Annotated in this window: 24 protein-coding genes; 7 read left to right on the top strand and 17 right to left on the bottom strand. The window is 35.9% G+C overall.

The features are described 5' to 3' along the window. Positions 1-222: 222 nt before the first annotated feature. Positions 223-1,752 carry a SulP family inorganic anion transporter gene (locus tag FTRAC_RS00510; protein ID WP_013452263.1) on the top strand — a complete coding sequence of 510 codons (1,530 nt, stop codon included), beginning with the start codon at positions 223-225 and terminating at the stop codon, positions 1,750-1,752. 280 nt (positions 1,753-2,032) lie between these two features. Here FTRAC_RS00510 and FTRAC_RS00515 read toward each other — a convergent pair whose 3' ends face one another. From FTRAC_RS00515 to FTRAC_RS00525, 3 genes are all read right to left on the bottom strand, one after another. Further along, positions 2,033-3,124 (bottom strand): ice-binding family protein, encoded by a 1,092-nt coding sequence (locus tag FTRAC_RS00515; protein ID WP_013452264.1) that lies wholly within the window; start codon positions 3,122-3,124, stop codon positions 2,033-2,035. 48 nt (positions 3,125-3,172) lie between these two features. Then, on the bottom strand, positions 3,173-3,643 hold the full coding sequence (locus FTRAC_RS00520; protein ID WP_245546005.1) for a hypothetical protein: 471 nt from the start codon (positions 3,641-3,643) through the stop codon (positions 3,173-3,175). Between the two features lie 247 nt (positions 3,644-3,890). Further along, positions 3,891-4,499 (bottom strand): helix-turn-helix domain-containing protein, encoded by a 609-nt coding sequence (locus FTRAC_RS00525; protein WP_013452266.1) that lies wholly within the window; start codon positions 4,497-4,499, stop codon positions 3,891-3,893. 351 nt (positions 4,500-4,850) lie between these two features. Here FTRAC_RS00525 and FTRAC_RS00535 point away from each other — a divergent pair, with 351 nt between their 5' ends. Continuing rightward, entirely contained in the window at positions 4,851-5,495 is a 645-nt protein-coding gene (locus FTRAC_RS00535) for a DUF6629 family protein (protein WP_013452267.1), read from the top strand. A 242-nt stretch (positions 5,496-5,737) separates the two neighbouring features. Here the strand turns inward: FTRAC_RS00535 and FTRAC_RS00540 are convergent, their stop codons facing one another. The 5 genes from FTRAC_RS00540 to FTRAC_RS00555 form a co-directional block, all read right to left on the bottom strand. Continuing rightward, a complete protein-coding gene (locus FTRAC_RS00540) occupies positions 5,738-6,241 on the bottom strand; it encodes a hypothetical protein (protein ID WP_041649361.1) in 504 nt (167 codons plus the stop codon). Positions 6,242-6,370: 129 nt separating this feature from the next. Next, positions 6,371-6,766, bottom strand: a complete 396-nt coding sequence (locus FTRAC_RS00545; protein ID WP_013452269.1) for a DUF5367 domain-containing protein — start codon at positions 6,764-6,766, stop codon at positions 6,371-6,373. A 64-nt stretch (positions 6,767-6,830) separates the two neighbouring features. After that, a complete protein-coding gene (locus tag FTRAC_RS19865) occupies positions 6,831-7,172 on the bottom strand; it encodes a Crp/Fnr family transcriptional regulator (RefSeq protein ID WP_221405913.1) in 342 nt (113 codons plus the stop codon). Beyond that, entirely contained in the window at positions 7,135-7,431 is a 297-nt protein-coding gene (locus FTRAC_RS19870; RefSeq protein WP_221405914.1) for a Crp/Fnr family transcriptional regulator, read from the bottom strand. Before FTRAC_RS19870 ends, FTRAC_RS19865 begins: the two co-directional genes overlap by 38 nt. Before the next feature lie 247 nt (positions 7,432-7,678). Continuing rightward, positions 7,679-8,086, bottom strand: coding sequence for a UPF0158 family protein (locus FTRAC_RS00555; protein WP_013452270.1), 408 nt, complete (start codon positions 8,084-8,086; stop codon positions 7,679-7,681). Between the two features lie 725 nt (positions 8,087-8,811). Here FTRAC_RS00555 and ltrA point away from each other — a divergent pair. Next, positions 8,812-9,924: a group II intron reverse transcriptase/maturase gene (gene ltrA, locus FTRAC_RS00560; RefSeq protein WP_245546007.1), complete on the top strand. Its 1,113-nt coding sequence runs from the start codon at positions 8,812-8,814 to the stop codon at positions 9,922-9,924. Positions 9,925-10,202: 278 nt separating this feature from the next. On the opposite strand, the gene FTRAC_RS00565 is transcribed toward ltrA, so the two are convergent. The 4 genes from FTRAC_RS00565 to xerA all read right to left on the bottom strand — a co-directional run bounded on the left by FTRAC_RS00565 (position 10,203) and on the right by xerA (position 15,566). Next, a complete protein-coding gene (locus tag FTRAC_RS00565; protein WP_013452271.1) occupies positions 10,203-11,279 on the bottom strand; it encodes a ligand-binding sensor domain-containing protein in 1,077 nt (358 codons plus the stop codon). Between the two features lie 101 nt (positions 11,280-11,380). Then, the gene (locus FTRAC_RS00570) at positions 11,381-12,940 is read right to left on the bottom strand and encodes an alpha/beta hydrolase (RefSeq protein ID WP_245546009.1); all 1,560 of its coding nucleotides are present in this window, start codon (positions 12,938-12,940) and stop codon (positions 11,381-11,383) included. Positions 12,941-13,982: 1,042 nt separating this feature from the next. Then, positions 13,983-14,363 (bottom strand): hypothetical protein, encoded by a 381-nt coding sequence (locus tag FTRAC_RS00580; RefSeq protein ID WP_013452274.1) that lies wholly within the window; start codon positions 14,361-14,363, stop codon positions 13,983-13,985. Positions 14,364-14,426: 63 nt separating this feature from the next. Next, a complete protein-coding gene (xerA, locus tag FTRAC_RS00585) occupies positions 14,427-15,566 on the bottom strand; it encodes a site-specific tyrosine recombinase/integron integrase (RefSeq protein WP_013452275.1) in 1,140 nt (379 codons plus the stop codon). Between the two features lie 93 nt (positions 15,567-15,659). On the opposite strand from xerA, the gene FTRAC_RS00590 reads away from it, so the two are divergent. Next, positions 15,660-16,040: a hypothetical protein gene (locus FTRAC_RS00590; RefSeq protein ID WP_013452276.1), complete on the top strand. Its 381-nt coding sequence runs from the start codon at positions 15,660-15,662 to the stop codon at positions 16,038-16,040. Between the two features lie 60 nt (positions 16,041-16,100). Here the strand turns inward: FTRAC_RS00590 and FTRAC_RS00595 are convergent, their stop codons facing one another. From FTRAC_RS00595 to dnaB, 4 genes are all read right to left on the bottom strand, one after another. Further along, positions 16,101-17,093 carry a quinone oxidoreductase family protein gene (locus tag FTRAC_RS00595; protein WP_013452277.1) on the bottom strand — a complete coding sequence of 331 codons (993 nt, stop codon included), beginning with the start codon at positions 17,091-17,093 and terminating at the stop codon, positions 16,101-16,103. Between the two features lie 79 nt (positions 17,094-17,172). Continuing rightward, positions 17,173-17,544, bottom strand: coding sequence for a type II toxin-antitoxin system death-on-curing family toxin (locus FTRAC_RS00600; RefSeq protein WP_013452278.1), 372 nt, complete (start codon positions 17,542-17,544; stop codon positions 17,173-17,175). Beyond that, a complete protein-coding gene (locus tag FTRAC_RS00605) occupies positions 17,541-17,729 on the bottom strand; it encodes a hypothetical protein (RefSeq protein WP_013452279.1) in 189 nt (62 codons plus the stop codon). Before FTRAC_RS00605 ends, FTRAC_RS00600 begins: the two co-directional genes overlap by 4 nt. Before the next feature lie 66 nt (positions 17,730-17,795). Further along, on the bottom strand, positions 17,796-19,364 hold the full coding sequence (gene dnaB, locus FTRAC_RS00610) for a replicative DNA helicase (RefSeq protein WP_013452280.1): 1,569 nt from the start codon (positions 19,362-19,364) through the stop codon (positions 17,796-17,798). 184 nt (positions 19,365-19,548) lie between these two features. Here dnaB and FTRAC_RS00615 point away from each other — a divergent pair, with 184 nt between their 5' ends. The 3 genes from FTRAC_RS00615 to FTRAC_RS19030 all read left to right on the top strand — a co-directional run bounded on the left by FTRAC_RS00615 (position 19,549) and on the right by FTRAC_RS19030 (position 24,232). Continuing rightward, on the top strand, positions 19,549-20,922 hold the full coding sequence (locus tag FTRAC_RS00615; protein WP_013452281.1) for a UDP-N-acetylmuramate--L-alanine ligase: 1,374 nt from the start codon (positions 19,549-19,551) through the stop codon (positions 20,920-20,922). A 3-nt stretch (positions 20,923-20,925) separates the two neighbouring features. Continuing rightward, positions 20,926-21,729, top strand: coding sequence for a 3'-5' exonuclease (locus tag FTRAC_RS00620; protein ID WP_013452282.1), 804 nt, complete (start codon positions 20,926-20,928; stop codon positions 21,727-21,729). A gap of 259 nt (positions 21,730-21,988) precedes the next feature. Beyond that, a complete protein-coding gene (locus tag FTRAC_RS19030; protein ID WP_013452283.1) occupies positions 21,989-24,232 on the top strand; it encodes a PAS domain-containing sensor histidine kinase in 2,244 nt (747 codons plus the stop codon). Here FTRAC_RS19030 and FTRAC_RS00630 read toward each other — a convergent pair. Continuing rightward, on the bottom strand, positions 24,229-24,804 hold the full coding sequence (locus tag FTRAC_RS00630; RefSeq protein WP_013452284.1) for a DUF3109 family protein: 576 nt from the start codon (positions 24,802-24,804) through the stop codon (positions 24,229-24,231). The genes FTRAC_RS19030 and FTRAC_RS00630 overlap by 4 nt on opposite strands. Positions 24,805-24,839: the final 35 nt, after the last annotated feature.

Below are 24,839 nucleotides of genomic sequence, written 5' to 3' on the forward strand. Positions count from 1 at the left end.
TCTTGGTTCTAGACTCTTGATGTTTTACCTTTCACAATTACTAATGTCCTTTTTGTCAATTGAATATTGTCAACTGTCTATTAATCATAGATAGGAGTTCTATTATCAAAATTTCAGAATATTTTTTCATATAGTTTATTTTTTTAAAATAAACTCATACCTTTGCGCGCTCATTTAGGAGACGGCTAATATATTAGAATAATAAAAGCCAATTTTGAGCGCATGAAGCAATATTTTAAATTATTTGACCTTTCACAAAAAGTAGATTACAAAACTGAAGTCCTTTCGGGGGTGACAGTTGCAATGGCTTTAATTCCTGAGGCTGTTGCATTTGCATTCGTGGCTGGTTTGTCTCCTTTAACAGGTTTATATGCTGCTTTTGTAATGGGCTTGGTAACGGCTATTTTAGGCGGCCGGCCAGGGATGATATCAGGCGCTACTGGTGCAATTGCTGTAGTAATTGTTGCTTTAGCCCAAAAATACGGTATTGAATATGTCTTAGCAGCAGTAATCCTTTCTGGCTTAATTCAAGTAGCAGCTGGATTTTTGAAGTTAGGTAAATTTATGCGGCTTGTCCCACATCCTGTAATTTTTGGATTTGTGAATGGTTTAGCTGTCATTATTTTTACATCACAACTCGCTCAATTTAAAGATGCATCAGGCAATTGGTTAACAGGTGAACCACTATATATTTTATTAGCTTTGGTATTTGGTACAATGCTCATTGTTTGGGGCTTACCTAAAATTACTAAAGTAGTACCTTCATCTCTAGTAGCGATATTAACAGTTTTTGGTGTAGTCGTTTATTTTGGAATTGATACCCGAACAGTGGGTGATGTAGCTTCAATTAAAGGCGGATTTCCTCCGTTTCATATACCTAATATTCCTCTGAAATGGGAGACTTTAATGATTATCCTTCCTTACTCCGCTATTATGGCAGCAGTAGGGTTAATTGAGAGTCTATTGACTTTGAATATTATCGATGAGATTACAGAGACCAGAGGAAGAGGAAATAAAGAAGCAGTAGCTCAAGGAACAGCTAATATCCTTTCTGGCTTATTTTCTGGAATGGGTGGTTGTGCCATGTTGGGTCAGAGTTTAATTAATATTTCCAATGGAGCCAGAGCCAGATTATCAGGCATCGTAGCAGCGATTATGCTGTTGGTGTTTATCATGTTCGGTTCTTCCTATATTGAATTGGTCCCAATGGCAGCATTAACTGGTTTGATGATCATGGTGGCTATTGGAACCTTCGAATGGGCGAGCTTAAAAACACTTAATAAAATGCCAAAATCAGATATTTTGGTAATGGTATTGGTGACTTTGGTGACCATTATCCTTCATAATTTGGCTTTAGCAGTAATAGTGGGGGTGATCATTGCAGCATTAGTATTTGCATGGGATAATGCTAAGAGAATTCGGGCTAGAAAAAGCATTGATGATGAAGGCGTAAAGCATTATGAAATTTATGGGCCATTATTTTTCGGGTCAGTAGCTGCTTTCAATGATAAATTTGATGTGATGAATGATCCTGAGGAGGTTATTATTGATTTTCAAGAAAGTAGGGTAGTGGATATGTCAGCCATTGAGGCATTGAATAAAATTACTGAGCGATATATGAAGGTTGGGAAAAAAGTGCATTTGAAACATTTAAGTCCTGATTGCAGAAGATTGCTTAAAAATGCAGATAAAATTATTGATGTTAATGTAATAGAAGACCCTAGTTATAAATTGGTGGTCGATAAAGTTTAGTTTTTAGTTTTTCATAGTGAGTAGTTTTGGTTTAGGTTAGAAAGCCGGGAGTAGTGACCCGGCTTTTCTTTTTTTTAGAATTATTGATTACTTACTAACCTCTAAAGAAAATAATTACCAAATATTTATGAGCTTTAAGGATGGATGGAATAGTTTGTAATTTAGGTAAAAATGTATTTAAATCACAAGTGCGAAGTATTGCCCGGTTTTCAACAGCCCAAAAAAAAAGTAGAAGCTGCTGACTGCAACTCCTACCTTTATTAATCTAGGGTGGGAACTCTTATTGTGGTTGTACTACCGCATTTGCATCAAGTACCACAGCAGTTTGCGCTAAAGCACGCCCATTTATTGATGCACCAGTTTGGAATGTTATGCCCGTCATTGAAAGGATGATTCCTTCAAAATGTGAAGTTGTTCCTAAAGTTGCTTGACCAGCTACCTGCCAATAAATATTTTTGGCTTGAGCTCCTCCTGTTAAGATTATGTTTGTAGCTGAACTCATGGTTAAGTCTTGTGCGATTTGGAAGATCCAAACATCAGTAGAACTTCCAGATATGGTCACATTTGTTGGGATTGTAACCGTATTTGTCCATTTGTAGACACCTGTAGTCAAGGTTAATCCTCCTATATTTCCAGCACCTAGTTCTAAGAAATCGGTTTCTGACCTTCCGGCAGCATTATTATAAGCCGTAATCATATTTTCTACTGCCGTAGTAAGATTTATTGGAGTTGGGTCAGCCATATCTGAGGCAAATACTTCCCCAGTTACCTGAGCAGAAGTCGCATATCCAGTAAAATCAGTCAATGCTAAACCCGTAATGTAAGATGTAGCAGCAGGACTAAGGCCTAAATCACCTGTTATAGATGATGTCCCACTATTATTGATAGCTGTTTTCGATAGAATTACATAATTTCCTGATGCTCCAAGATCAATTCCTGAAATAGTAGATTCCGATCCGCTGGTAGTGAAAGACCATTCATAATTTTCTTCAATGTTTATGCCCTTTTGGCTTTTTGCAGTGGTAGAAATGGTAGCCGTAAATTCTCTTGCAGCACTAAAAGCTACTGAAGGAGTAAATGTTGCTTCTACTCCCGAATATACTACACTTCCACTTATATCTGTTGTTCCCTGCTCCACCGTGAAAGTCGCACTATTAATTGTGGACGGATCCATTGCTTCGCTAAATGTTATAGTGACATTATGATTACGAGCTACATCAATATCATTGTTTTCAGGCATAGTGGATAATACTGTAGGGATCACATCTTCACTAGGTGTAGGATCATCATCATTATTATCTTTATCCTTGCAACTTACCATTAGCATGAAAAGCATCATTGCTAAAATTGGCATTGTTTTAATTAATTTCATTTTCTTAAATTTAAAAAGTGTGTTATTTATTATTGTATTGGTTATGGATTAAAAAATATAACGAATGGAGAGTGCGCCACCATCACCCCAAAAGCCGGAGTACCCATAAAAGTTGAAAGAAGGCTTCCAGTCAATGTTAAGATTTAAAGGGATTTCTGAAAAATTGTATTCTAAGCCAAAAATTCCATCTAAACCAATAACAGTATAAGATCTATCTTCGCCCCATCTGGTATCATTACCATTATAGAATCCTATGTGTCCACCAAATCCAACGTACCAATTCAATCTGTCGGTATCAAACGCCCTTCCGTGCACTTCATAAAGACCAGTTAGTTCTAAACCTCTCCAACGACTGGAAATAATGCCTTCAACGGCTGCTTTTTGGGAAACGAAATGCTTTAGGGTTAGTCCGTTCGCAAATCCACCTCTGATCCCTATTGCTGTATTATAATCTTGTGCATGGGCATAGCCAAATGCTAAAAATGTTATTAGAATTGTAATACCAATTTTTTTCATCATGTTCATTTATATTTTACCTACTCTTAAGACTTTTCGGAATCGTCCCAACTTTTTATCCCTGTTTCAGTCAGGTTGCACCATTATTATCGTGATACAATATTAGATAGTTAGGCAGAGGAAAGTATTACATAAAAAACCAGGAGATTTACATAAATCACTGATGTAGCAGTTAAGATCTGCTGATGCTGTGTTTTGTCAGGGATTTGTGCTAGGGTGCGTGCTTAATATTGCTAAGATCAGATGTCAATTATACATCTTCTAAGTTTCCTTGACGCTTTTCTTTCAATTTTTTATAAAAGGAGGGGGTAAGACCAGTGATTTTTTTGAATTGATTAGAAAAGTGTGCAACACTACTGTAATGAAGCTTATAAGATATTTCAGAAGTATTCATTTCTTGATAAAGAATTAGCTCTTTTGCTTTTTCGATTTTATGAATGATAATGAACTGCTGTATGGTTATCCCTTTTACTTCAGAAAAGAGATTTGACAAGTAGGTATAATCATAACCAAGCTTTGCACTTAAATACTCAGAATAATTTACCTTAGGTTGGTCTTCTGAAAAATGAATCATTTCAACAATACAGGTCTTAATTTTCTCAACCAAGATGCTTTTTTTATTGTCGAGTAGTTCCAAGCCTGATTTAAGTAGATTTTGCTTAAGCAATACCCGTTGCTCTGTGGAGATATCCTCAAGTAACTCAACAGCCCCTAGTTCAACTACTAAGTGCTTAATTTCAAGTTTTTTAAGTTCTTCTTGCACCATTAACTTGCACCTTAAACTCACCATGTATTTGATATAGAGCTTCTCCTTAGCTATTGGAGACAAAAGTGCTATATGAATAGGGTTGAGCTGCATATTTATAAGTTAGGGTGTGGTTTTTATGCATGATGATTTATGGAAATTACATATACCAAAAGCATATTATGTTGAAAGAGCATCTTTAGTTATATTGGAAATGCTATTTTTTTCATACCGTAATTATCTTAAGATACGAAAATATACTGTTAAAAGCTATGATTTTAATTCTCACTTGTCAACTGGGAGTTAAATCTTGAAAGAATAAGTTATCACTTATAATTTTACTACCTTCATGAAATAAGTTTTTCAGCATAGATCGCAGCATAGATCGATGAATAGCGTTCCTTTTTAAGGAAAATTTCTTTGGCTAGAAAGCGTTTTTCGTTTTTGTAACATAAATATTTTAATATGTGTTTTTCAGCAGGTGCAAGTTTTACAGCAGGGGCGATTTTGACCTCAGTTGGTACGGTGTCTCTAATGAAAACTAAGAAGTCTTCTGAAATTCCATTTGCAAGCATTCCGCTTTTCTTTGGATTACAGCAAATTGCAGAAGGCTTTGTGTGGCTGTCATTGACTAATCCGGACTTTACTTTTATAGAAAGCATCTCTGCTCATGCTTTTATTTTCTTCGCTCAAGTGCTTTGGCCTGTCTGGGTACCTTTGTCAATCTACAAATTCGAAAAGAATATGGGGTTGAAAGCTACTGTAGGCAAATTATTAATCGGTATGGGAATGCTTGTTGCTGTAGTATTAGGATATTTTCTCTTTACGGTAGAAGTTCAAGCAGAGATATTAGGTGACCATATTTCATACAGCCAATCCTACATTCAGCAATTTGGCATAATAGGAGGGGTGTTCTATTTGGGTTCAACTGCTATTCCTCCTTTTATCACTTCTAATAAGAAGATGTGGGTTTTAGGAGCCTCAATACTTCTAGCTTATGTTTTAACAGAAATATTCTACGCCCAATATGTGGTTTCAGTATGGTGTTTTTTCGCTGCAATTTTAAGCGCAATGGTGCTATGGATTATTTTATCAAAAAAGCGCAATTAAGAAATAGTCCACTCATAAAGCAAATTTCAATTGATCGTAGGTTGTTAAACTAACGGTTCTTTTCAGGCTAGCAGGAAGTCCTTATTTCGGGCTTGAGTGGGAATAAGAAAGCAGTAGAATTGCAATAAACATCCAATTGCCACATCAATTAATAAACTTACAAATTGTGGCTGACTTTCCAAGTGCCGCCAAATTTTCCTGACTGATTAACCCTCATTCAGTCATAGCTAGTGTTACAGACTTTATTTATTCTTCTCTAAAAGTTCATTAGCCCAGTCATAATTTTCTATTGATGTCTTCATGAATTCAGGTGATTCCGTATCCACACTCTCGCCATCTGGGCTGATCCAGCGGATCATTCTGTTGTCCCAAAAATAGTATCTAGATTCCTCCATTGTTGTTTTGGTCTGATCGAAACCCGATTCTGTAGGTGGCATGTTATATCGAAATTCCTTGAGGAAAATAAAATAGATCTGTCCGTTCAGGTAATAGAATTCCGCCTCCGTCTTTCCCATGTGTCCATAGTACTTTGCTTCAATTAAACGAACTTCTTTTGAGTCCTTATATGCTATTATTACTCCTCCCTCGGATGAATTTTCAAAATCATCTTGTGTCTGCGTCTTGTAGATAGATTTATTGTCCTGAGTCTCCTGATAAAGTTTCTTAATCTCTGTTATTCCGTCAGTTTGACTGAAAGTAGTTAATGAGGTAAATAAAAATATGATTGTTAATAAAGTGTTTTTCATCGAGGATTGTCTGTAACGGCTCGAATATGCGTATTGCGGGATTTCAAGGCACTTTACTGTCAAACCGCTGTTTTGTTTATTAAATGCTTTAAAGTTCGAATTTACCAAAACTCCCCGCATTACGTATATTTATCGTTCTATGCCGTTTTTATTTCTACTTTTCATTACCCCAATAAGCAATACGATTACATATGCCCATAATATCCAAGCCCCCAGTACTATAGATTGTTCAATTGTCAATTTCGGAAAAACGAGGTGATGAAATTTCAAACAAGCAACATCGCAAAGCATTCCTGGAATTGTCATTAAGGTCGCACTTTCAAGTCGTTTATTTCCTATCAATTGAAATTTATTAAATACCCACATCGATAGCATAAACAAAATTGGAATTGTTCCTAAAAAGAAACCTGTCAAAAGAAGAGAATTTTCTATTATAAAGAAGGAGTGACCCCAAACCCTGAAGATTAAGGTTGCTATTAACCACACGGAAAACCCAAACAGCAAACTAAATTTTTGATAATTCATAATTTTCTATTTTTTATTTGAATACAAAAATCAGAAATCTCTTGAAGGTTTAAATTGACTTAAGTTAAGAAGTCTTTTGACCTAGCCGCTTTCTTATCCTACTCAAACTTTCTGCTTTAATGCCTATGTAACTGGCTAAATGATAGAGAGGGACTCTCTGAAGCAATTCAGGATGGTTTTCAAGCAAATTTCGGTATCGTAGTTCAGGATTAGAAATAATGTAAGAGGATAGAATCTCTTGATAGTTGGCTAATTCTTGTTCCAATGAAAGTCGAGCAAATTTTTCAAGTTTTGGGAATCTCATCAATAATGCTCTTTCAACATCATATGGTATTTCTGCTAAAACACAATCTTCAATACACTCTAAATTATGATTTGAAGGAATCTTTGTTGTAAAACTTCGCATTGAGGATATAAAAACAATTTTCAGTATAAAAAAATGTTGTTTTATCTTCCCCATCAAATAGGTAGTACATCCTCACACATCCTTTTAAGCTAAAATAGGATACCTTAGAAACATCCCCCTCTCTTAATAGAATATCTCCTGATTTGTAATTTCTAATATGAATTTGGGAAGAAATAGCTTGTATTTCCTCTTTGTTAAGTTGAATGAATTTTGATATGTATTCTATTAATTTATTAGTCGGCATTTTCTCTAATGGCATAGCGCCTATATAAACCCGTTTGTTACACTAGGCTATGAAATACTGAAAGTAGTAATTTATGCTTTCTCCACAAACGGATACACTTCATTAATTACAAAAGCTTAGAATAATTAGGCTCTAGAGTTTGCTAAAGCACTATCCTTGGTTGCCAGCTATGAAAAGCAAGCATAAATTACGGGCTATTTAGCAGTCAATTTGCTACAAGGTGGTGAGCAAATGGGTTTTAAGCAATGTTCTGCACTTTTTACTATTCTTCTATTTGCTGTCTGACCCAATCCATCATAGCTGTCTGCTTGAATTTGTACCAGTCGTCTATATAATTTAAGTACTGAATATGATGCTTAAAATTCTGAAATGGTTTTGGCTGAGATAATATGTATAACAGCTTCTCGGATATTGTCATGTCCTTTATTGAATGAGCAAAATTAACCATGATCTGATAGCTTTCCCTACTGTCCATTGGGTCAAATTTCACAAAAGCATCTCTGTCCTTTTTAATTAATGAAATTATATCTTTCCACTGGTCGGGATCAAAGAATGGGGATTCAGGGTCTGTGTGATGTTCTATTTTTCCTGTCTGCTTGTGGAAATAGCAAACTTGTCCCGCATCTAGGAGATCAGCTATTTCGGCTATATGTTTGTCCGATATCTTCATTTGCTCAAGGAAAGTGTAAAGAATGTGCCTTTAACTTTTGTAAAGCATGTCCCTTTAACTTAGCACGTCATTGTCCACAACGTTTTACAATATGAAACGGTTGGGTTTTCGGGCTACGTTCTTGTCCACCGATAAGAATGCTGAAGCGAGAACCAAACGCCCGTAAACCACTGAACCCCAAATGTTTTATATTATGTGTGTGTGCCTAGCATGGCACGAGTTGAAAGATACTCAGATTATCTTGAGGGTGCAAGTCCCTTGTATGCGAGCAGCGAAGCATACTAGCAAGTGGCAAAGCCTGCCCCGTACTTTAGTCGGGGGTCGGATGAAGTGATTCATTGACTGAAGGAAGCCAAACGGTCCGCTAGCTAGCGGATTTTGACGAACAGAAACTACATACGGAGGCTCAATAACCGTGGTTGAGCAAGCACACCATTGCAAAGGCCGTGCTGTTAGTGGTGTTGGGTAGATGTAGCAGAAATAGGGAGAAAGATAAGTGCCTTACCTAGGGAGGTCTCTAGATGTCTGGAACATTGAATAGAAGTCAGCAGAGGTCATAGTAGTTGATAGTAATGAGCAGGGATTGCTAAGACCATACCCCTGATGGTCTCATCCGCCAGCTGGCGGAAAGGACTGAACATTGAATGCTGTTTTAATTCGAATAGGAGTTCGCTATATGTGAATAGCCTATCCTTAAGCAAACAGCTTGTAACAGATTAACGCATATGATAGAACAAGTATTTAAGCGGAAAAACCTGCTCAAAGCGCACCGCCAAGTGGTGCGCAATAAAGGAGCATCAGGAGTGGACGGCATGTCAGTTCAGGAATTAACTTCACACATTGAGGTTAATAGGGACAGGATATTGACCGACATTCTGAACCATCGCTATGTACCACAAGCTATCAGAGGTGTTGAGATTCCCAAAAGCAATGGGAACGTAAGACTGTTGGGAGTTCCCACGGTAATAGACAGATGGTTGCAACAATCCGTTAGCCAAGTGTTGATGAGCAGGTATGAACTTGACTTTGAAGACCACAGCTACGGGTTTAGACCGGAGAAGAATATCCATAAGACAGTGACACAAGCCTTGAAGTCCATCAATGATGGCTATCAGGACATAGTGGACATAGACTTAAAGGGATTTTTCGATGAAGTAGACCACGCTGTACTACTGGAACTCCTGTACCAAAAGGTCAAATGCCGTATTACCTTGACGCTAATCCGCAAATGGCTTAGACCCCCGATATTAATTAAAGGGAAGCTAATTAGGCGCAAGAAAGGAATGCCACAAGGCTCGCCCCTTAGCCCATTATTATCCAATATTAGGTTGGATGTGCTGGACAAGGAATTGGTAAGAAAAGGATACAGATACGTCCGCTATGCAGATGATTTCAGTATTTACACGAAATCAAAAGTAGAAGCCAAGAGGATAGGGAATGAGGTTTGTTTGTTTTTACAAAGCAAGCTGAAACTGCCTATCAACAAGGAAAAAAGCGGGATCAGAAGACCGAGTAACTTTGAGTTGCTGGGTCACGGATTTGTACCCACTTACAAGAAAGAAGAAAAGGGTAAATACCAATTGGTGGCAAAGAAAAGCAGTTGGGGTTCGCTCAAGCGTAAACTCAAAGGAATAACCAAGAAAACCAGACCCTACAAGTTTGAAAAACGGCTCAAGAAACTGGCAGAAGTATGCAGGGGGTGGGTCAATAATTACCGACTCGTCAGCATACAGGTCAAGCTCAAAGCACTCGATGAGTGGCTACGGAACCGACTTCGATATTGTATATGGTCCGCCAGTTGGCGGAGAAAAAGCCAGAGAGGAAACGCAAAAACTTAATTCGATTAGGGGTGGATAAAGTCCATGCATATGCATGGAGCAGGACAAGAAAGGGAGGCTGGGCAATAGCCCAAAGCCCAATCTTGATAACCACTATCACTTTATCAAGACTTAGGAGAAAAGGGTATGAATCAATCCTTTCTTATTACTTAAGGACGCAAGTAGTCATTCAGTGAACCGCTGTATACGAGACCCGTATCCGCTAGCCAGCGGATGAGAGGCGCACCGTGGGCTTATGGCTCACGGCCGTCTACTCGATTGTGCGTTCGTATTTCTTTTCAAAACGTTTTATCAAATGTTTCTCCGTTAAATTTATAAACTCCATCATTCGCCATTCCAAAAAGTAAATTATCGCTATTGTCTTTATAGATAGTCCAAATCATTGATTTAGATAATCCGCTGTCAATGGTATAGTTTGTCAAAGTCTTACCGTCATATTTCCAAGCTCCTGAATCTCTATCACCAAACCAAATGTTCCCTTCTGAATCTTCTTCAATGGCAAAAACGGATTGTAATCCTGTATTTTTAGAAAGTTGTTCCGTTTTAATGTTTTCTTCAAACTCATTCATTGGAATTAGTTTTCCTTGTTCTTTTGAGAAATGAGTTATGAAATCTCCTTCTTTAAGTATTACACCTATTCCATTATTCCCAATCCAAATCCGCCCTTTTGAATCTGTCAAGACACTTCTGATATGTAAAAATTCATTGTCTTCAAGTTTCATATTTTTTTGGTCAAAAAGATTTGTTTTATTCCCATCGTAATTGAATAATGCAGAATAAGTTGCAATCCAAACTGTACCGTTTCTATCTTTTGAGATATCAGTAACACCATAAGATTTATTCGGATTATCATTTTTAGGTTTTGGGAAAATTAGATAATTCATATTTATTCCGTCAAAACGATTTATTCCATCTTCTTCTCCCGCATAAAACCATAAGTTTCCAGTTGTAGTGTTCCAGTCTGATTTTGGAGAATTAAACTCAGTTGCATAACTCGTGAATTTACCTTCATTATAGCTATTCACACCTCTTGCCGTTACAATCCAAATTATTCCGTTTTTATCTTCTTGAATTGAACGGATTTGATTGTCTTGTAAACCTTCATTAGTTGAAAAGTATTTAAATGTTTTCCCATCGTAATTGCATACTCCTTCATTATGACTTCCAAACCAATAATTGCCTTTACTGTCTTGAAAGATTGCACGTATTCCCGAAGTAAATTTTAAAGCGTCAGTTTGTGAGGTATTTACCAATTCTTGCTTAATTACTTCTTTTTCGGTTGATTTCTTTTCAACGCAAGAATAGTTCAATGTCAATATGAGTATTAGGTAAATCAATTCTTTTTTTCTGTTCATTTTGGTTTTTACTATATGACGCACAACGCTAAGTATATGAAGCGTAGCATCCCGCAGGGTGCTATGATTTCATATATAGTGTTATGTGCATTTTTTTCGATTTACTCTGTCCCAATCAAAGCTATTAATCCATCTGAAAGTGTTCCTCGCCAGTTAACGTAATTGTGCCCACCTTTAAATTCACGATAATCTACTTCATAGCCTTTTAATTCGAGAATATCCCGAAACTGTCTGTTCATTCCAAGCATTGATGCACCGGCATCATATAGTCCAATATCCATATAGAACTTGATTGGCAATCGTTTACTCTGTTTGTATAAATTAATTAGTTTTCCATTCTCTTCCGGGTAGATCCAATGGTTTTCATTTTCAGTTCCTTTTATCCAATAAGAACCTGATTGTGAAAGAACATTTCCTATTACATCTGAGTGTCTGAAGGCAATAAAACTAGACGCAAAACCTCCCCGACTTGAACCTGCTAAAACGACCTTGTCAGGATTGGGATGAATATTATATTCCGAACGTACCCAAGAAACAAGCTCTTTCGTAATAAAATCGCCAAATTTCTCGCTTACCAAATCTTTACTGCGTTTACCCATTGACCACACTAAAATGGTAACAGTAGGAGTGATTTTGTTCTCTGCTATAAGATTGTCAATTATAGTTGGTGTAGGTATTCTTGAACTTCGATTGGGTCTTGCTCCATATGATTCTCCATCAAAAACGATTAAAAGATTATGAGGTGTCTTCGAGTCATAATTTACAGGTGTATGGACAGTTATTCTCCGGTCTTCGTCTAAAATTTCGCTTTTGATTAAAGTTTGTAACAATGTTCCTTTAGTTACATTTTCCCGTTCATTAATATACTTCTGTATAGGTGCATTTGGCATTTCAACGGTTCCATCGTAAGCGTGTATGACATCTCTATATTCAATTTCGCCATTTGGACCTGCTTTATCTAAAATAAAATAATTGAAGCCATAATTGAAACGAGCATCTTTAGGAACTCTCTGCGTAACAAAATGTAGTTTTGTGCTTGGTAATTGCTGAAATCTCAATCCTAAAAAATCAGGCCCTCCACTTAACATTACATATTCTGTATTATGATTTGGCATACAAAAGTAAGTGACCAACATATTGTCATTGTCACCTTCAATTGGTTCAATTATATGCCTTTGGTGCTGGTTGGCTAGGAAGTTGTCAATAGCATTATTATCGGTAAGTGAAGTTTCCCACAGATTGTATAGCGTTTCTGTTGGGAGTTCTCTTTTTGTTATACGTTTAGTATTCTCTGGCAAGCTTATGATCTGATCAACTTTTAAAGCGTAATTACCTTTTTTAGCATCTTTATCGAGAGAATGAACTATAAATTTATATATGCCTGATTGATTGGCAGTAATGTCAATCGGTTCATCTCCGTCTTTTCCGTTTGGACTGTCAATTTGCTTTAAAAGTTCCCCATTAGGTTTATACACATCGATTACCAAGTCTATCCCTATCTGAATAACCTTTCCGGTGATTGCCATACCATTGTCTAATTGAACAGCATAAGTATGCTTTTCTTTGGCAGAAATGGTTCTGTTGATTACTTCTTCGACAATTAATTCTTTAACAACTTCTTCATTTTGCGCAAAAACCGTATTGCTAAGATTCAATATCAAAAATGTCAAGATTGACAGAGTACATTTTAAAAAAATCTTCATTAGTTTTATTTCTGTTTTGATTAGTTCGAATTGTCACTAACGCCTGTATAAAACCCGTTTGCTATACTAGGCTATGAAATACTGAAAGTAGTAATTTATGCTTTCTCCACAAACTGATACACTTCTTTAATTGCAAAAGCTTAGAATAATTAAGCACTATACTTGACCAAAGCACTATCTTTGGTTGCCAGCTATGAAAAGCAAGCATAAATTACGGGCTATTTACTGCTCAATCTCTTCAAGGTGGTGAGCAAATGGGTTTTTATATGATGTTACAGCACGTTTTTGTTATAAGAGAGAGTAGAGAGTTATTAAATAGTCTACTGCTGGGATTGTCGTAATAACTAGAACGCTAGCGGATCTCCTATATAAGAAATAAAAATAGAGTAGTACCAAAGCAAATGTTAGATAATAGAAGATCGCATAATTTGGGAAGTTTAGAAAGAACCCCTCTTTCACAAAAAATCCGGCTAGAAATATTATAGTAAAAGACCTAGAATCAGTTTTAATCTTACTTTTTACTAAAAGCCAGATTGTAATTGTTAGAGTTAAAATATAGAGAATTAATCCAGCTGACATTAGGTTTGGCAATTTCGGAATAGTTAGTCCAAATGATATAATTAGAATTCCACCAATATAATTTGAGGATTTTTCATCATTCCTATAAATCAAAAAGATGGTTCCAAGAATAGCTGTAATTTTACTTATGGTGATTATATCCATTTGGTTCTGACGATGTGCTGTAACGCCTGTATAAAACCCGTTTGCTATACTAGGTTATAAAATACTGAAAGTAGTAATTTATGCTTTCTCCGCAAACTGATACACTTCTTTAATTGCAAAAGCTCAGAATAATTAGGTACTATGCTTGCCCAACTTGCAATATCCTTGGTTGCCAGCTATGAAAAGCAAGCATAAATTACGGGCTATTTAGCAGTCAATTTGCTACAAGGTGGTGAGCAAATGGGTTTTATATCATGTTAGCGAGACTATGTAGTTTTCAGCCGTATCTCTTCGAGTTGAAATACTGTACCTTATTCTCTTGTCCATGGTTAATTGCTTGGTAGATGAAAAAAGGAATGGTCAATACTCCGATAAGTCCTGCTATTGCATAAATATATGATGTTTTGAAAAAATATGGCCATAAATAGGCAAATAGTCCAACGGTCCCGCCCAGAAAAATGAGAAGGCCAGCTATTGATAAAAATTTATTTTCTACTGCTTTGATTTCATTCATATTAAATGCTTTCTTCGTCCCGCAGTGTGAACAACTTAAATCAATCTTTTCTCCTCTTTTTCTTGCTAGCTCAAATCTGTCCGCAACATTTGCATGAAAAGATAAGTAAGCTTTACAATTTTCACATCTTGCTTGTAATTTCATTATTGACTGCTGTAATTCTCGCTAACAATTGAATATAGTCACCCCCTGGTGACTATATATCTATTATGTCTGGCAATCTAATGGATTTCTTATTTTTTTAAAAGCATTTACTGCAACATGTGTATAAATCTCTGTCGTATTGCTGTTATTGTGGCCTAATAAGGATTGAATGTAACGTAAATCTGTGCCAGCCTCTAATAAATGTGTCGCAAAGCTATGACGGAGCATATGGGGAGTAACGCGTTTTTTGATTCCTGCTCTTTGAGCCGTCTTCTTTACGATCTTTGAAACACTAGTGCTAGAATATTGCTGACCTTGAGCACCTTCAAATAAAAACACTTTTGGTCTGTAGGATTTAAAATAGGCCCTTAAGTCATCTAATATAGTATTTCCTAGAATTGATATACGATCTTTTTTCCCTTTTGCTTGCCTGATCAAAATCGACATTCTTCCACTGTCAATATCTGTTAGTTTTAAATTCAATAATTCACTCCTTCTTAGTCCTGCCGAATATAGTAAACTTACGATACATTTGTGCTTTAAATTATGACAGTTAGCTATCATTTGTAGTATCTCTTCCTTACTTAATACCTCTGGAAGCCGTTCTTCCTTCTGTGGTCTGGCAAAGTCGTAAAATCGATTCGGCATCTTTTCAACCACTTCATAGTAAAATTTAATGGCATTGATATGCATATTCACACTGCTATCGCTATACTTCTTATCAATTAAATTCTGAATGAATTTTTTGATTTCCTCTTCCCCTAATTCGGTCATTTTTTTCTTGCTGTAATAGTTGATAAAGCGTTCAAAACATGCTATATAACTCTTGACAGTACTACAGGCATATCGTCTTTGATTTAGTTCATTAAGATAATTCTCAGGACATCTTTTAACGTCAGGAGCAAGGGCTCTCTTTTTATAAGCTCGGATAACTAATGTAGGATCATCACTACCTTGCCAGCCCTTTTTGGAAAAATAGCGAAAATCGATCCATGCTACTCCTTTAAACCTTTCCAATAGCATGTAGTAATTTTCTTTGGTATTTTCTATACAAACCATTTGGGACTTTTTATGCCATTTAGGGTTAGGAAGGCTTTTCACCAATGCCTGTAAAACCTTGTCCGGATAAAATTTTATACCAATCATGCGCTTTCCGTCAATCTGTAAATGACGCAAGCTTACCATTTTATCAAGATTTTTCATATTCTTTTTTAATTACAAACACCGATAAAAATTTCGGTACTTGAAAATTTAATCATAGATTTAAACGTTTATTAAACGTTAAAATGTTTAGTTATGAAGGCTTGTCTAAATTGTGGTGAAGAAGTAATTGGCAGGGAAGGAAAGAAATTCTGTACGACTTATTGCAAATCAAATTACCATTACGAGAGGAGCAAACAGAAAGAAGATTCGATTTTTAGAGCTGTGGACAAACAGCTGAAACTCAATAGAAGAATCTTAAAGAATTATAATCGAGCGGGGAAGGCTACGGTAAGGGCAGAAGTGCTAGCCAACCATGGTTTCAATTCAAATTATTTCACCCACTATTGGAAGAGTAAGAAAGGGGATGTTTATCTTTTTTGCTATGAATATGGGTTTATATCATTCGCAGATATGAAAGGTACTAGAAAATATACATTAATTAAATGGCAGAGTCATATGAGTACAACGAACTGAATCCTTTGAAGGGTCAATTCATGCCTTCTCCCTACAAAAGATTCAAACACTCATCATCTCCTAAAACCTAGCCACTAATTTCCCAAACTGCTTACCATCCTTCATCTTTTCAAAAGCATCAATTATTTCATCAAAGGGGCGAATAGAATCAATAATAGGCTCAATTCTGTTTTTCTTCACATAGGTAATCATGGCTTTAAATTCATCATCATTCGCCATAGTGCTGCCTTGCAGTGTGATTTGGTTCCAGAACATGCGGTGCACATCAAGGTTATGTGGTTTGCCTTGTGTAGCGCCATAAAAAACAATTCTTCCAGCAGGCTTCATTAACTTAATAAGGTCATTTATGCCATCACCAGCAGCACTGTCGATTACTAAATCAAATCCACCTGATACTTCTTTCGCCTTTTTTACCCAGTCTGAATCTTTGTAATTAAAAGCATCCTTTGCTCCCAATTCGATGGATTTTGTTCTTTTTGTCTCATCACTTGAGGTCACATAAACGTTGGCTCCTTTTGCCATGGCAAATTGGAGGGCAAATTGCGCAACTCCGCCACCAACGCCTGATATTAATACGTTTTCTCTTTTTTGACATTTTCCGTGATGAAATAATGCTCTGTAAGCGGTCATTCCACCTAAGGGAAGGGCAGCCCCAGCTTCGGAACTTAAATGGGCAGGTTTCTCAGCTATTTTTTCAGCGTCAATGGTCACATATTCACAAAATAATCCATCGGTAGGTGTTCCTAAAATATGATACTTAGGCGATTGAACTTTAGGATTTTCGCCCCAATCTACATTAGGATTGATTAATACTTCTTTATCTTTCCAAACCTTATCCACTTGCGCACCTGTTTCTATAACAGTACCGCAAGCATCTGAACCTAAAATAGTCCCATGTCTGATCCCCGGATATTTTCCTTCTCTGATAAATTGGTCTCTGTGGTTTAGAGCGACAGCATTTATTTTCACCAAAACCTCATTTTCTTTAGGTTTTGGAATTTCTTTATCTATAAATTTTAATTGATTATTGTCTGCTATAATCAGTGCTTTCATATTTGTATTTTTCTTCTATTGGTTTTTTAGAAATCGTTTTTTTCCTTCATTATTCTATGCTATAAGCAGTAAAAAATTGCTATTTTACGTGTTTTTTGAGCCAATCCTTAATATAATCAAAATTCACCTCACCTCTGGAAACTAAAATCACTAATTGATATTTTTGATTTTGATCGGCATAAATATCTAAATTTTTATCCATTATGATAAGTCTAGCAAGGACATATCCAGTCCTTTTATTACCATCTGAAAAAGGGTGGTTTTTAACAATACTTTCAAGGATTGCAGCAGCCTTGTCAATTACCTCTGGGTATAACTCCTTACCGTCAAATGTCTGGTATGGGCGATTTAAAGCTGAGTTTAATAATTCTTTATCTCTAATACCTATTGAGCCACCAAATTTGTCAATTAATATGGCATGAATTTCAATAGCTTCTTTCTCAGAAATCATTTTGCCAATCTTTCTAAAAGCTCTTTATCTTCCTTCAAGATAGTTCTTAGGTTTTTAGATAATGTGATTGATGCAGCTGATTTATCTTGTACTGACTTTAAATAATCAAACACGTCCTGCAGAGCTTCCTCAGGAATTTTTTCTAACATTTCATTGATTGCTGTCTTTACTTCTTCTCTACTCATAAGGTAAATATACGAATTACTGGTAAAACTTGTTAGTAGCTTTGATTCACAGTACCTAGTAATATATCAAAACGGAGCCTCGTCTGAATCCTGTGGATTATCCTTTCCTGTTGCCTTGCTAGGTAAAGTAACGGCACTAGGAGCATCGTCAAATTCAGAAGGAACTCCCGCTTGAGAAGGGAAAGTAGTTCCATACCCTGGCACTCCGCTATCACTGCCTGGTGAGTCAAGATCTGAAAATTTGGTAAATCGACCGATAAATTTCAATGGTACGGTCTCTAATGAACCATTTCTGTGCTTAGCTATGATAACTTCACCCACATTGGAAGTTGGCATTCCGTTTTCATCTTCCGTTATGCCGTAATATTCCGGTCGATACAAGAACATTACCATATCGGCATCTTGCTCGATAGATCCTGATTCCCTCAAATCAGAAAGTTGTGGTCGTTTATCTCCGCCACGGGTTTCTACCGCACGACTTAACTGAGAAAGCGCAATTACTGGTACGTTTAATTCCTTGGCGATATTCTTTAAGGATCGGGAAATAGAAGCGATTTCTTGCTCACGGTTTCCTCCACCACCACCTGATTTGGAAGTATCTCCTGACATCAATTGTAAGTAGTCAATCACAACCAATTGAATATCATGTTGTTGTTTTAATCTTCTACATTTTGCTCTTAATTCCAAAATGGATAGGGCAGGAGTGTCATCTATAAAAATTGGGGCTTCGGTTAATGCAGCTGTTTTGTGCACTAACTGTTGCCATTCATAATCTTTTAAGTCACCTTTTTTAATTTTTTCCGAATCCAGTTCAGCTTCAGATGATATCAATCTGTTTACCAACTGCACAGAAGACATTTCTAAAGAGAAGATAGCAACGGGCTGTTTAAAGTCCACAGCGGCATTTCTTAGGGCTGAAACTATAAAAGCGGTTTTCCCCATACCTGGCCTTGCCGCAATAATCACCATATCTGATTTCTGCCAACCCGAAGTCACGCGGTCAAGTGCGGAGAATCCTGTAGGTACACCCGTTAATCCATCGGTATGATTTCTTCTTTCCTCCAATTCCACAAATGCTTGCTTCATTAAAGAGGACATATCCGCATAATTCTTTTTGATGTTGGAGTTGGTGACATCAAATAATTCCTGCTCGGTTTTGTCCAATAAATCGAAAACATCGGTGGTGTCTTCATAAGCATCTTCCTGAATTTCACGGGAAATTTTAATGAGCTGTCTTTTGATGGCTTGTTCAGCAATGATTCGGGCGTGATATTCAATATTGGCAGCTGAGTTTACTCTTGAAGTAAGGGAAGTGATATAGTAAGCTCCACCAATCAGGTCTAATTTTCCGTTTTTTCTCAGCTGATTAGTAACCGTCATTAAATCAACAGGTTCTGAATTGTTGAAAAGTTGAACGATCGCTTTGTAAATTTCTTCGTGAGCTTCTCTGTAGAAACTTTCGGGTTTTAAGATGTCTATAACATTGGTCAAAGCATCTTTTTCTAACATCAGAGCACCTAATACGACCTCTTCCAATTCAACCGCTTGAGGGGGCATTTTCCCCATATTATCGCTTATATCAAGCTTTTTGTTTTTCTGACCTATTCTTAATGCGGATGATTTCTTTGACTCCATATATTCCCCTGCTTAATTTGTATTTTCAAAAGCTAACAAAGCTAAATTATTATTTTCTTTAAATTGAGTGAAAACCGACCAAGTTTCCGACAACTTATCCACAGCTTATCAACATCTAAAAACTTAAGATAATTTGCCACAGCATAAACTTTATTCTATTTTTGGATAATCTAATATAAACTCAATGGATTTAAATCATATAAAACAAGTACATTTTATAGCGGTTGGGGGGAGCGTGATGCATAATCTAGCTTTAGCCCTTCAAAAAAGAAATATTAAAGTAACAGGTTCGGATGATGAAATTTATGAACCTGCCGCAGGAAAACTGAAAGCTGCCGGATTAAATCCTTCTATTGGATGGAATCCTGATCAGCTCCACAAAGATTTAGATGCGGTCATTTTAGGGATGCACGCTAAGGAAGATAATCCTGAGTTGAAGAAAGCACAGGAATTAGGCTTACGAATTTTCTCCTTCCCAGAATTTATTCGGGAGGTTTCTGCCAATAAGCAGAGAATTGTAATTGGAGGGAGTCATGGAAAAAGCTCAATTACAGCCATGATCATGCATGTATTAAAATCAGCCGGTAAGACATTTGATTATCTAGTTGGCGCTGAAATTGAAGGTTTTGATTTAACTGTTCAAATATCGGATGCAGCTATTATCATTATAGAAGGAGATGAGTATTTGTCCTCAAAATTAGATCCACAGCCTAAATTCTTGAAATATGATCATCATATTGGGGTGATTTCAGGCATCAAATGGGATCATAAAAACGTATTCCCCACTTTTGAAGATTATACTAAGCAATTTGATTTATTTGCAGATAAAACGCCTAAGGCTGGGTCTTTAATTTATTGCGAAGAAGATAATCTAGCCAATATAGTAGGTGCCAAAGAAAGAGAGGATGTTCGTAAAATCCCTTATGCTGCTCATGATGCTGAAATTAAGAATGGTATAACTTATCTGAAAACTAAAGAGCATGGAGAAGTGAAAATCAACGTTTTTGGTAAGCATAACCTTCAAAATATAAAAGCTGCTCAAGAAGTGTGTGATATTTTAGGTGTTCCTGCTGATAAATTCTATGCAGCCATCACTTCTTTTAAGGGAGCCAAGAATAGATTGGAATTATTAGCTGAAAATAATGATGTGAGGGTATATAAAGATTATGCCCACGCACCTTCTAAGTTAAAAGCTACTGTTAATGCTTTGCATCACCAATTCAAACATGGTGAAATTTGTATTGCTTATGAATTACACACTTTCAGCAGTTTGGATCGTGAATTTTTAAAAGAATATAAAGATACATTAAAGCATGCTGATGTAGCATTTGTTTACATTAATCCTGCTAATTTAAAAATTGAAGGGGATAATAAATTAACTGAAGCTGATCTTAAAGAAGCTTTTAATAAAGCAGATTTACAGTTTTTTGATGATGAAAATGAATTAAAAAAGGCATTGGATAACCAAAAAGGAAAGGTCTCCACTTTTGCATTTTTAAGTTCAGGGCATTTTGGAAACTTAAACCTTCAAGAAACCGCTCAAAATTTAGTTAAATAAAATATGTTTTTAAATCTCAAAAATCCATTGGTCATATTTGACCTGGAAACAACCGGAACCAATGTAGTCAACGACAGAATAGTAGAGTATTCTTTCGTGAAAGTGATGCCTGATGGTGATGTCATCAAAAATACCGAAAAAGTAAATCCTGAGAGACCTATTCCATTAGAGAGCAGTTTGATCCATGGTATTTACGATAAAGATGTGAAAGACAAACCTACTTTTAAAGCAATGGCTAAGGAGTTGTCATCTTTTTTACATGGATGTGACCTTGCAGGCTTCAATATTTTAAAATTTGATGTCCCTGTTTTGGTAGAAGAATTCTTAAGGGCGGATGTTGATTTTGATATTTCAAAGCGCAAGTTATTAGATGCTCAAAAGATTTTCCATATGATGGAAAAAAGAACCTTAACCGCTGCATATAAATTCTATTGTGGAAAAGAATTGGTGGATGCTCACTCTGCTGAAGCGGATACATTGGCAACACTTGAGGTGTTGGATGCACAGATCAAAAGGTACGAAGGTGAAAGTTTAATGGATTTAAAGGGTAAGGTACTAGGTACAATTGAAAATAATGTTGAAACCTTACATCAAATCACAAATGACAACATGGTAGATTTAGCAGGGCGATTTGTCTTTAATGATGACGGAATAGAGGTGTTTAATTTTGGTAAACACAAGGGGCAGGCAGTGGAAGATGTCTTGAAAAAAGAATCAGGCTACTACGACTGGATGATGAAAGGCGATTTCCCTATGGATACGAAAAGAAAGCTTACAGAGATAAAACTAAGAGGATTTCAAAGGTAGAAGTATTTTTAACATCATGAGTAGAAGCCCATTTCATTTAATTGATTTGGGCTTTTTTTACAACTTGTTATTTATTTTATTAAAAGTGAAGGCTTGTTATTTCCCTCAAAAGTGCGGACTAATTTGGACAATTGTAAGAAAAATAGCTTAAGAATTGATACATACACTACATTAACTATATTTTAAGAGTTCAGTCCGTTTTCTGCCATTATTTTTACATATTTTTAGGTGATGTAGCATTTTATAAATCACTATTGATTTGAAGGTAAGATATTTAGACCAAATAATTAATATTTTAGACAACCAAGACCTCAATTATGAGCTTTTGGAAAATTTATCTATTACCGATTTTCAAGATTATAGATGTTATTACTTATTGATAGAGAATCGTATTCTATATGTCATTACTGAAGGTGAGGCGGATGGAAAAAAAGCACAGCTATTCTTTAAAAATCTGCAGCAAGCAGCTCTGGTAAAGAAAGGGAAAAAATTGACTTTTATATTGGATGCTACGCAACTAAGTAATGTTCCTTCCTCTGCACGTGAAGAGATTCATTTTTTTGATTTATCATTTAGAAAATATTGGTCTCAAATTCTAATTATTTACCAAGGAGTTGCGAAAGTCATATTAGATATGTACGCCATTCATAAACCTGAGCATGTTATGGGGATTGAAAAAGTAGGAAAGCCAGAAATTGCTGTTGAATATGCTTTAAATGGACAGGAATCTCAGCAATTTTCAGGTGAATATTTAAATTCACTTAGTAAGGATGAGTTAGTCAAGATGGTTAAAAAGTTACAGGAAAAGGAATCTTTATTGACCTCAGACAGCAGTAATTCCTTAGCTGAAATCACCGATATACTGACTGATTTTACTTGGGAGAAGGAAAATACAGATTTGGTGGCCTTTGATAAGACGGATACCTTGAGTCCAGTTTATGGTCTGTTAAATAGCATTATATCTGATTTTAAAGAGTTAGATCAAGCTCACCAAGATTTAAAAATTGAATTCTATGACAAACTTCAATTTCAGGTCGGTGAAATTTTGCATCAAGAAGCTAGTTTAAGAGGTATATTTGATAGTCTCGATTCTATGGTTTGGATGGTGGATTCCCAGTTTAACTTTTTGGCTTTCAATAAGAAATTTCATAGTCATCTCAAGGCTCAATATGGAATAGTTCCGGAAGTAGGAATGAATATTTTGGAACAGGAAGAATTATCTGGTGAATTTGATAAAACCATCCATCGAATAAATATTGCATTAAAAGGCGAGGAAGAAAATTATCGAGATTTCTATAGTGAAGGTGGAAATATTGTTAAGGTAGTGGATTCTAAAATATTCCCCGTAGAGGTGCATAAAAATATTCAAGCAGTAGCTTGTCTCACAAATGATATAACTGAAAGCTTTGAAGCTTCTGAAAGAATAAAAAGCAATGAGCATATCATTGCTTCGGTTAATAAAAACATCTCTGAGGCAATTTATAGAAGTTCACATGATCGCGGATTAATTTTCGTAAATGAGGCTTTTGTGCAAATGTTTGGTTTTAGGTCTAAAGAAGAGCTATATAATCATTCTGAATTAAACAGTATTTATGCCAATCCAGATGACAGGGAGCGATTAGGGAAGTTGTTGATTAAAGAACAGGCTGTAACTAATGTGGAGGTAAAATTCCGTAAGAAAAATGGTGAAACTTTTACGGGTCTTATAAGCAGTATGGTTAGCGAGGATGAGGACGGGATTAAATATTTTGATGGCGCAATTCGAGATGTAAGTGCTATGAAAAGTGCTCAAGAGAAACTCAAAAGGCAAAATCGGGAATTAAAGAAATTGAATACAGAACTAGATAGTTTCGTTTATAGTGCTTCACATGATTTGAAGGCACCACTCAGCTCTGTTAAAGGTCTCATTAATCTAGCAAGAAAAGAAACTGACAAAGAGCAGTTAGATCACTATTTACATCTAGTAGATCAAAGTATCAATAAATTAGATGCTTTTATTAAAGATATAGTTGACTTATCACGTAATGCCAGACAGGAAGTACAAGCTGACTATATCAATTTTGATGAAATAGTACAAGAAACTTTTGATAACTATCAATACTTAGAAAATTTTGATAGAATTGATAAGAGAATTGAGATTGAATCAAAGGTCGAGTTTTATTCTGATAAAAGAAGACTGAAGGTTATTTTCAATAATATCATATCAAATGCTATTCGATATTTCAATCCTTTTGTGGACAATCCTTTTGTGAAAATCAGGATTATAACCGATGCTGAAAAAGCCTTAATACTAATTTCAGATAATGGATTAGGGATAGAAAATGAATATTTGGATAAAATCTTTGATATGTTCTTTAGGGCTTCAAATCTGGGGAAAGGCACTGGTATTGGACTTTACATTGTGAAAGAAACCATACAAAAAGTAAAAGGAGAAATTCAAGTAGATTCGGAAGTTGAGAAGGGTACAACTTTTACTGTGACACTTCCCAACTTAAAGAATTAATCTTTTGAGTTATCAACTTCAATTTCTTTTACCAATTCTTCATACCATTCTTTGCTGTAATTTCTAATTAAAGCATCTTTCAAGAATTTATATAGAGGTACACCCAATTTTTCACCAAAATCGCAAGCAGGATTGCAAATTTCCCACCTGTCATAATTTAAGGCATCATAGTCATCATATTTTGTGATCCGGACAGGATATAAATGACATGATATAGGCTTTAGGAAATCGATTTTTCCATCATTATGCGCTTGTTCAATGCCACATTTCAAAATTCCTTTTTCATCGTAAACCGCATAAGCACATTCTTTTTCGTTTATGGTGGTGGTACTAAAATCTCCTTCCCAATCTTCTATGTACTCTCCCTGCTCTTCTATAGCTTTAATACCTTCTGCTGATAAATAAGGCTTTACTTTTGGGTATATTTCCTTCATTATAGGGAGTTCCTCTTCTGTTAGAGGAGCACCCAAATCGCCTTCCACGCAACAAGCACCTTTGCATTTTTCAATGTTGCAAACAAAATTTTTATCTTTAATGTCATCAGTGATGACTGCATTGCCAACTAATATCATATTGCAAAATTAATTTTAAATGATGGAATTGCCTC

Origin of the sequence: Marivirga tractuosa DSM 4126 (genome assembly GCF_000183425.1) — a bacterium.
In the GTDB taxonomy this organism is placed as follows: Bacteria; Bacteroidota; Bacteroidia; order Cytophagales; family Cyclobacteriaceae; genus Marivirga; species Marivirga tractuosa.

Bases quoted from the DNA above. Each gene is read 5' to 3' on its own strand.
- FTRAC_RS00510 (WP_013452263.1), top strand. From the start codon at position 223: ATGAAGCAATATTTTAAATTATTTGACCTTTCACAAAAAGTAGATTAC.
- FTRAC_RS00515 (WP_013452264.1), bottom strand. From the start codon at position 3,124: ATGAAATTAATTAAAACAATGCCAATTTTAGCAATGATGCTTTTCATG.
- FTRAC_RS00520 (WP_245546005.1), bottom strand. From the start codon at position 3,643: ATGATGAAAAAAATTGGTATTACAATTCTAATAACATTTTTAGCATTT.
- FTRAC_RS00525 (WP_013452266.1), bottom strand. From the start codon at position 4,499: ATGCAGCTCAACCCTATTCATATAGCACTTTTGTCTCCAATAGCTAAG.
- FTRAC_RS00535 (WP_013452267.1), top strand. From the start codon at position 4,851: ATGTGTTTTTCAGCAGGTGCAAGTTTTACAGCAGGGGCGATTTTGACC.
- FTRAC_RS00540 (WP_041649361.1), bottom strand. From the start codon at position 6,241: ATGAAAAACACTTTATTAACAATCATATTTTTATTTACCTCATTAACT.
- FTRAC_RS00545 (WP_013452269.1), bottom strand. From the start codon at position 6,766: ATGAATTATCAAAAATTTAGTTTGCTGTTTGGGTTTTCCGTGTGGTTA.
- FTRAC_RS19865 (WP_221405913.1), bottom strand. From the start codon at position 7,172: ATGCGAAGTTTTACAACAAAGATTCCTTCAAATCATAATTTAGAGTGT.
- FTRAC_RS19870 (WP_221405914.1), bottom strand. From the start codon at position 7,431: ATGCCATTAGAGAAAATGCCGACTAATAAATTAATAGAATACATATCA.
- FTRAC_RS00555 (WP_013452270.1), bottom strand. From the start codon at position 8,086: ATGAAGATATCGGACAAACATATAGCCGAAATAGCTGATCTCCTAGAT.
- ltrA (WP_245546007.1), top strand. From the start codon at position 8,812: ATGATAGAACAAGTATTTAAGCGGAAAAACCTGCTCAAAGCGCACCGC.
- FTRAC_RS00565 (WP_013452271.1), bottom strand. From the start codon at position 11,279: ATGAACAGAAAAAAAGAATTGATTTACCTAATACTCATATTGACATTG.
- FTRAC_RS00580 (WP_013452274.1), bottom strand. From the start codon at position 14,363: ATGAAATTACAAGCAAGATGTGAAAATTGTAAAGCTTACTTATCTTTT.
- xerA (WP_013452275.1), bottom strand. From the start codon at position 15,566: ATGAAAAATCTTGATAAAATGGTAAGCTTGCGTCATTTACAGATTGAC.
- FTRAC_RS00590 (WP_013452276.1), top strand. From the start codon at position 15,660: ATGAAGGCTTGTCTAAATTGTGGTGAAGAAGTAATTGGCAGGGAAGGA.
- FTRAC_RS00595 (WP_013452277.1), bottom strand. From the start codon at position 17,093: ATGAAAGCACTGATTATAGCAGACAATAATCAATTAAAATTTATAGAT.
- FTRAC_RS00600 (WP_013452278.1), bottom strand. From the start codon at position 17,544: ATGATTTCTGAGAAAGAAGCTATTGAAATTCATGCCATATTAATTGAC.
- FTRAC_RS00605 (WP_013452279.1), bottom strand. From the start codon at position 17,729: ATGAGTAGAGAAGAAGTAAAGACAGCAATCAATGAAATGTTAGAAAAA.
- dnaB (WP_013452280.1), bottom strand. From the start codon at position 19,364: ATGGAGTCAAAGAAATCATCCGCATTAAGAATAGGTCAGAAAAACAAA.
- FTRAC_RS00615 (WP_013452281.1), top strand. From the start codon at position 19,549: ATGGATTTAAATCATATAAAACAAGTACATTTTATAGCGGTTGGGGGG.
- FTRAC_RS00620 (WP_013452282.1), top strand. From the start codon at position 20,926: ATGTTTTTAAATCTCAAAAATCCATTGGTCATATTTGACCTGGAAACA.
- FTRAC_RS00630 (WP_013452284.1), bottom strand. From the start codon at position 24,804: ATGATATTAGTTGGCAATGCAGTCATCACTGATGACATTAAAGATAAA.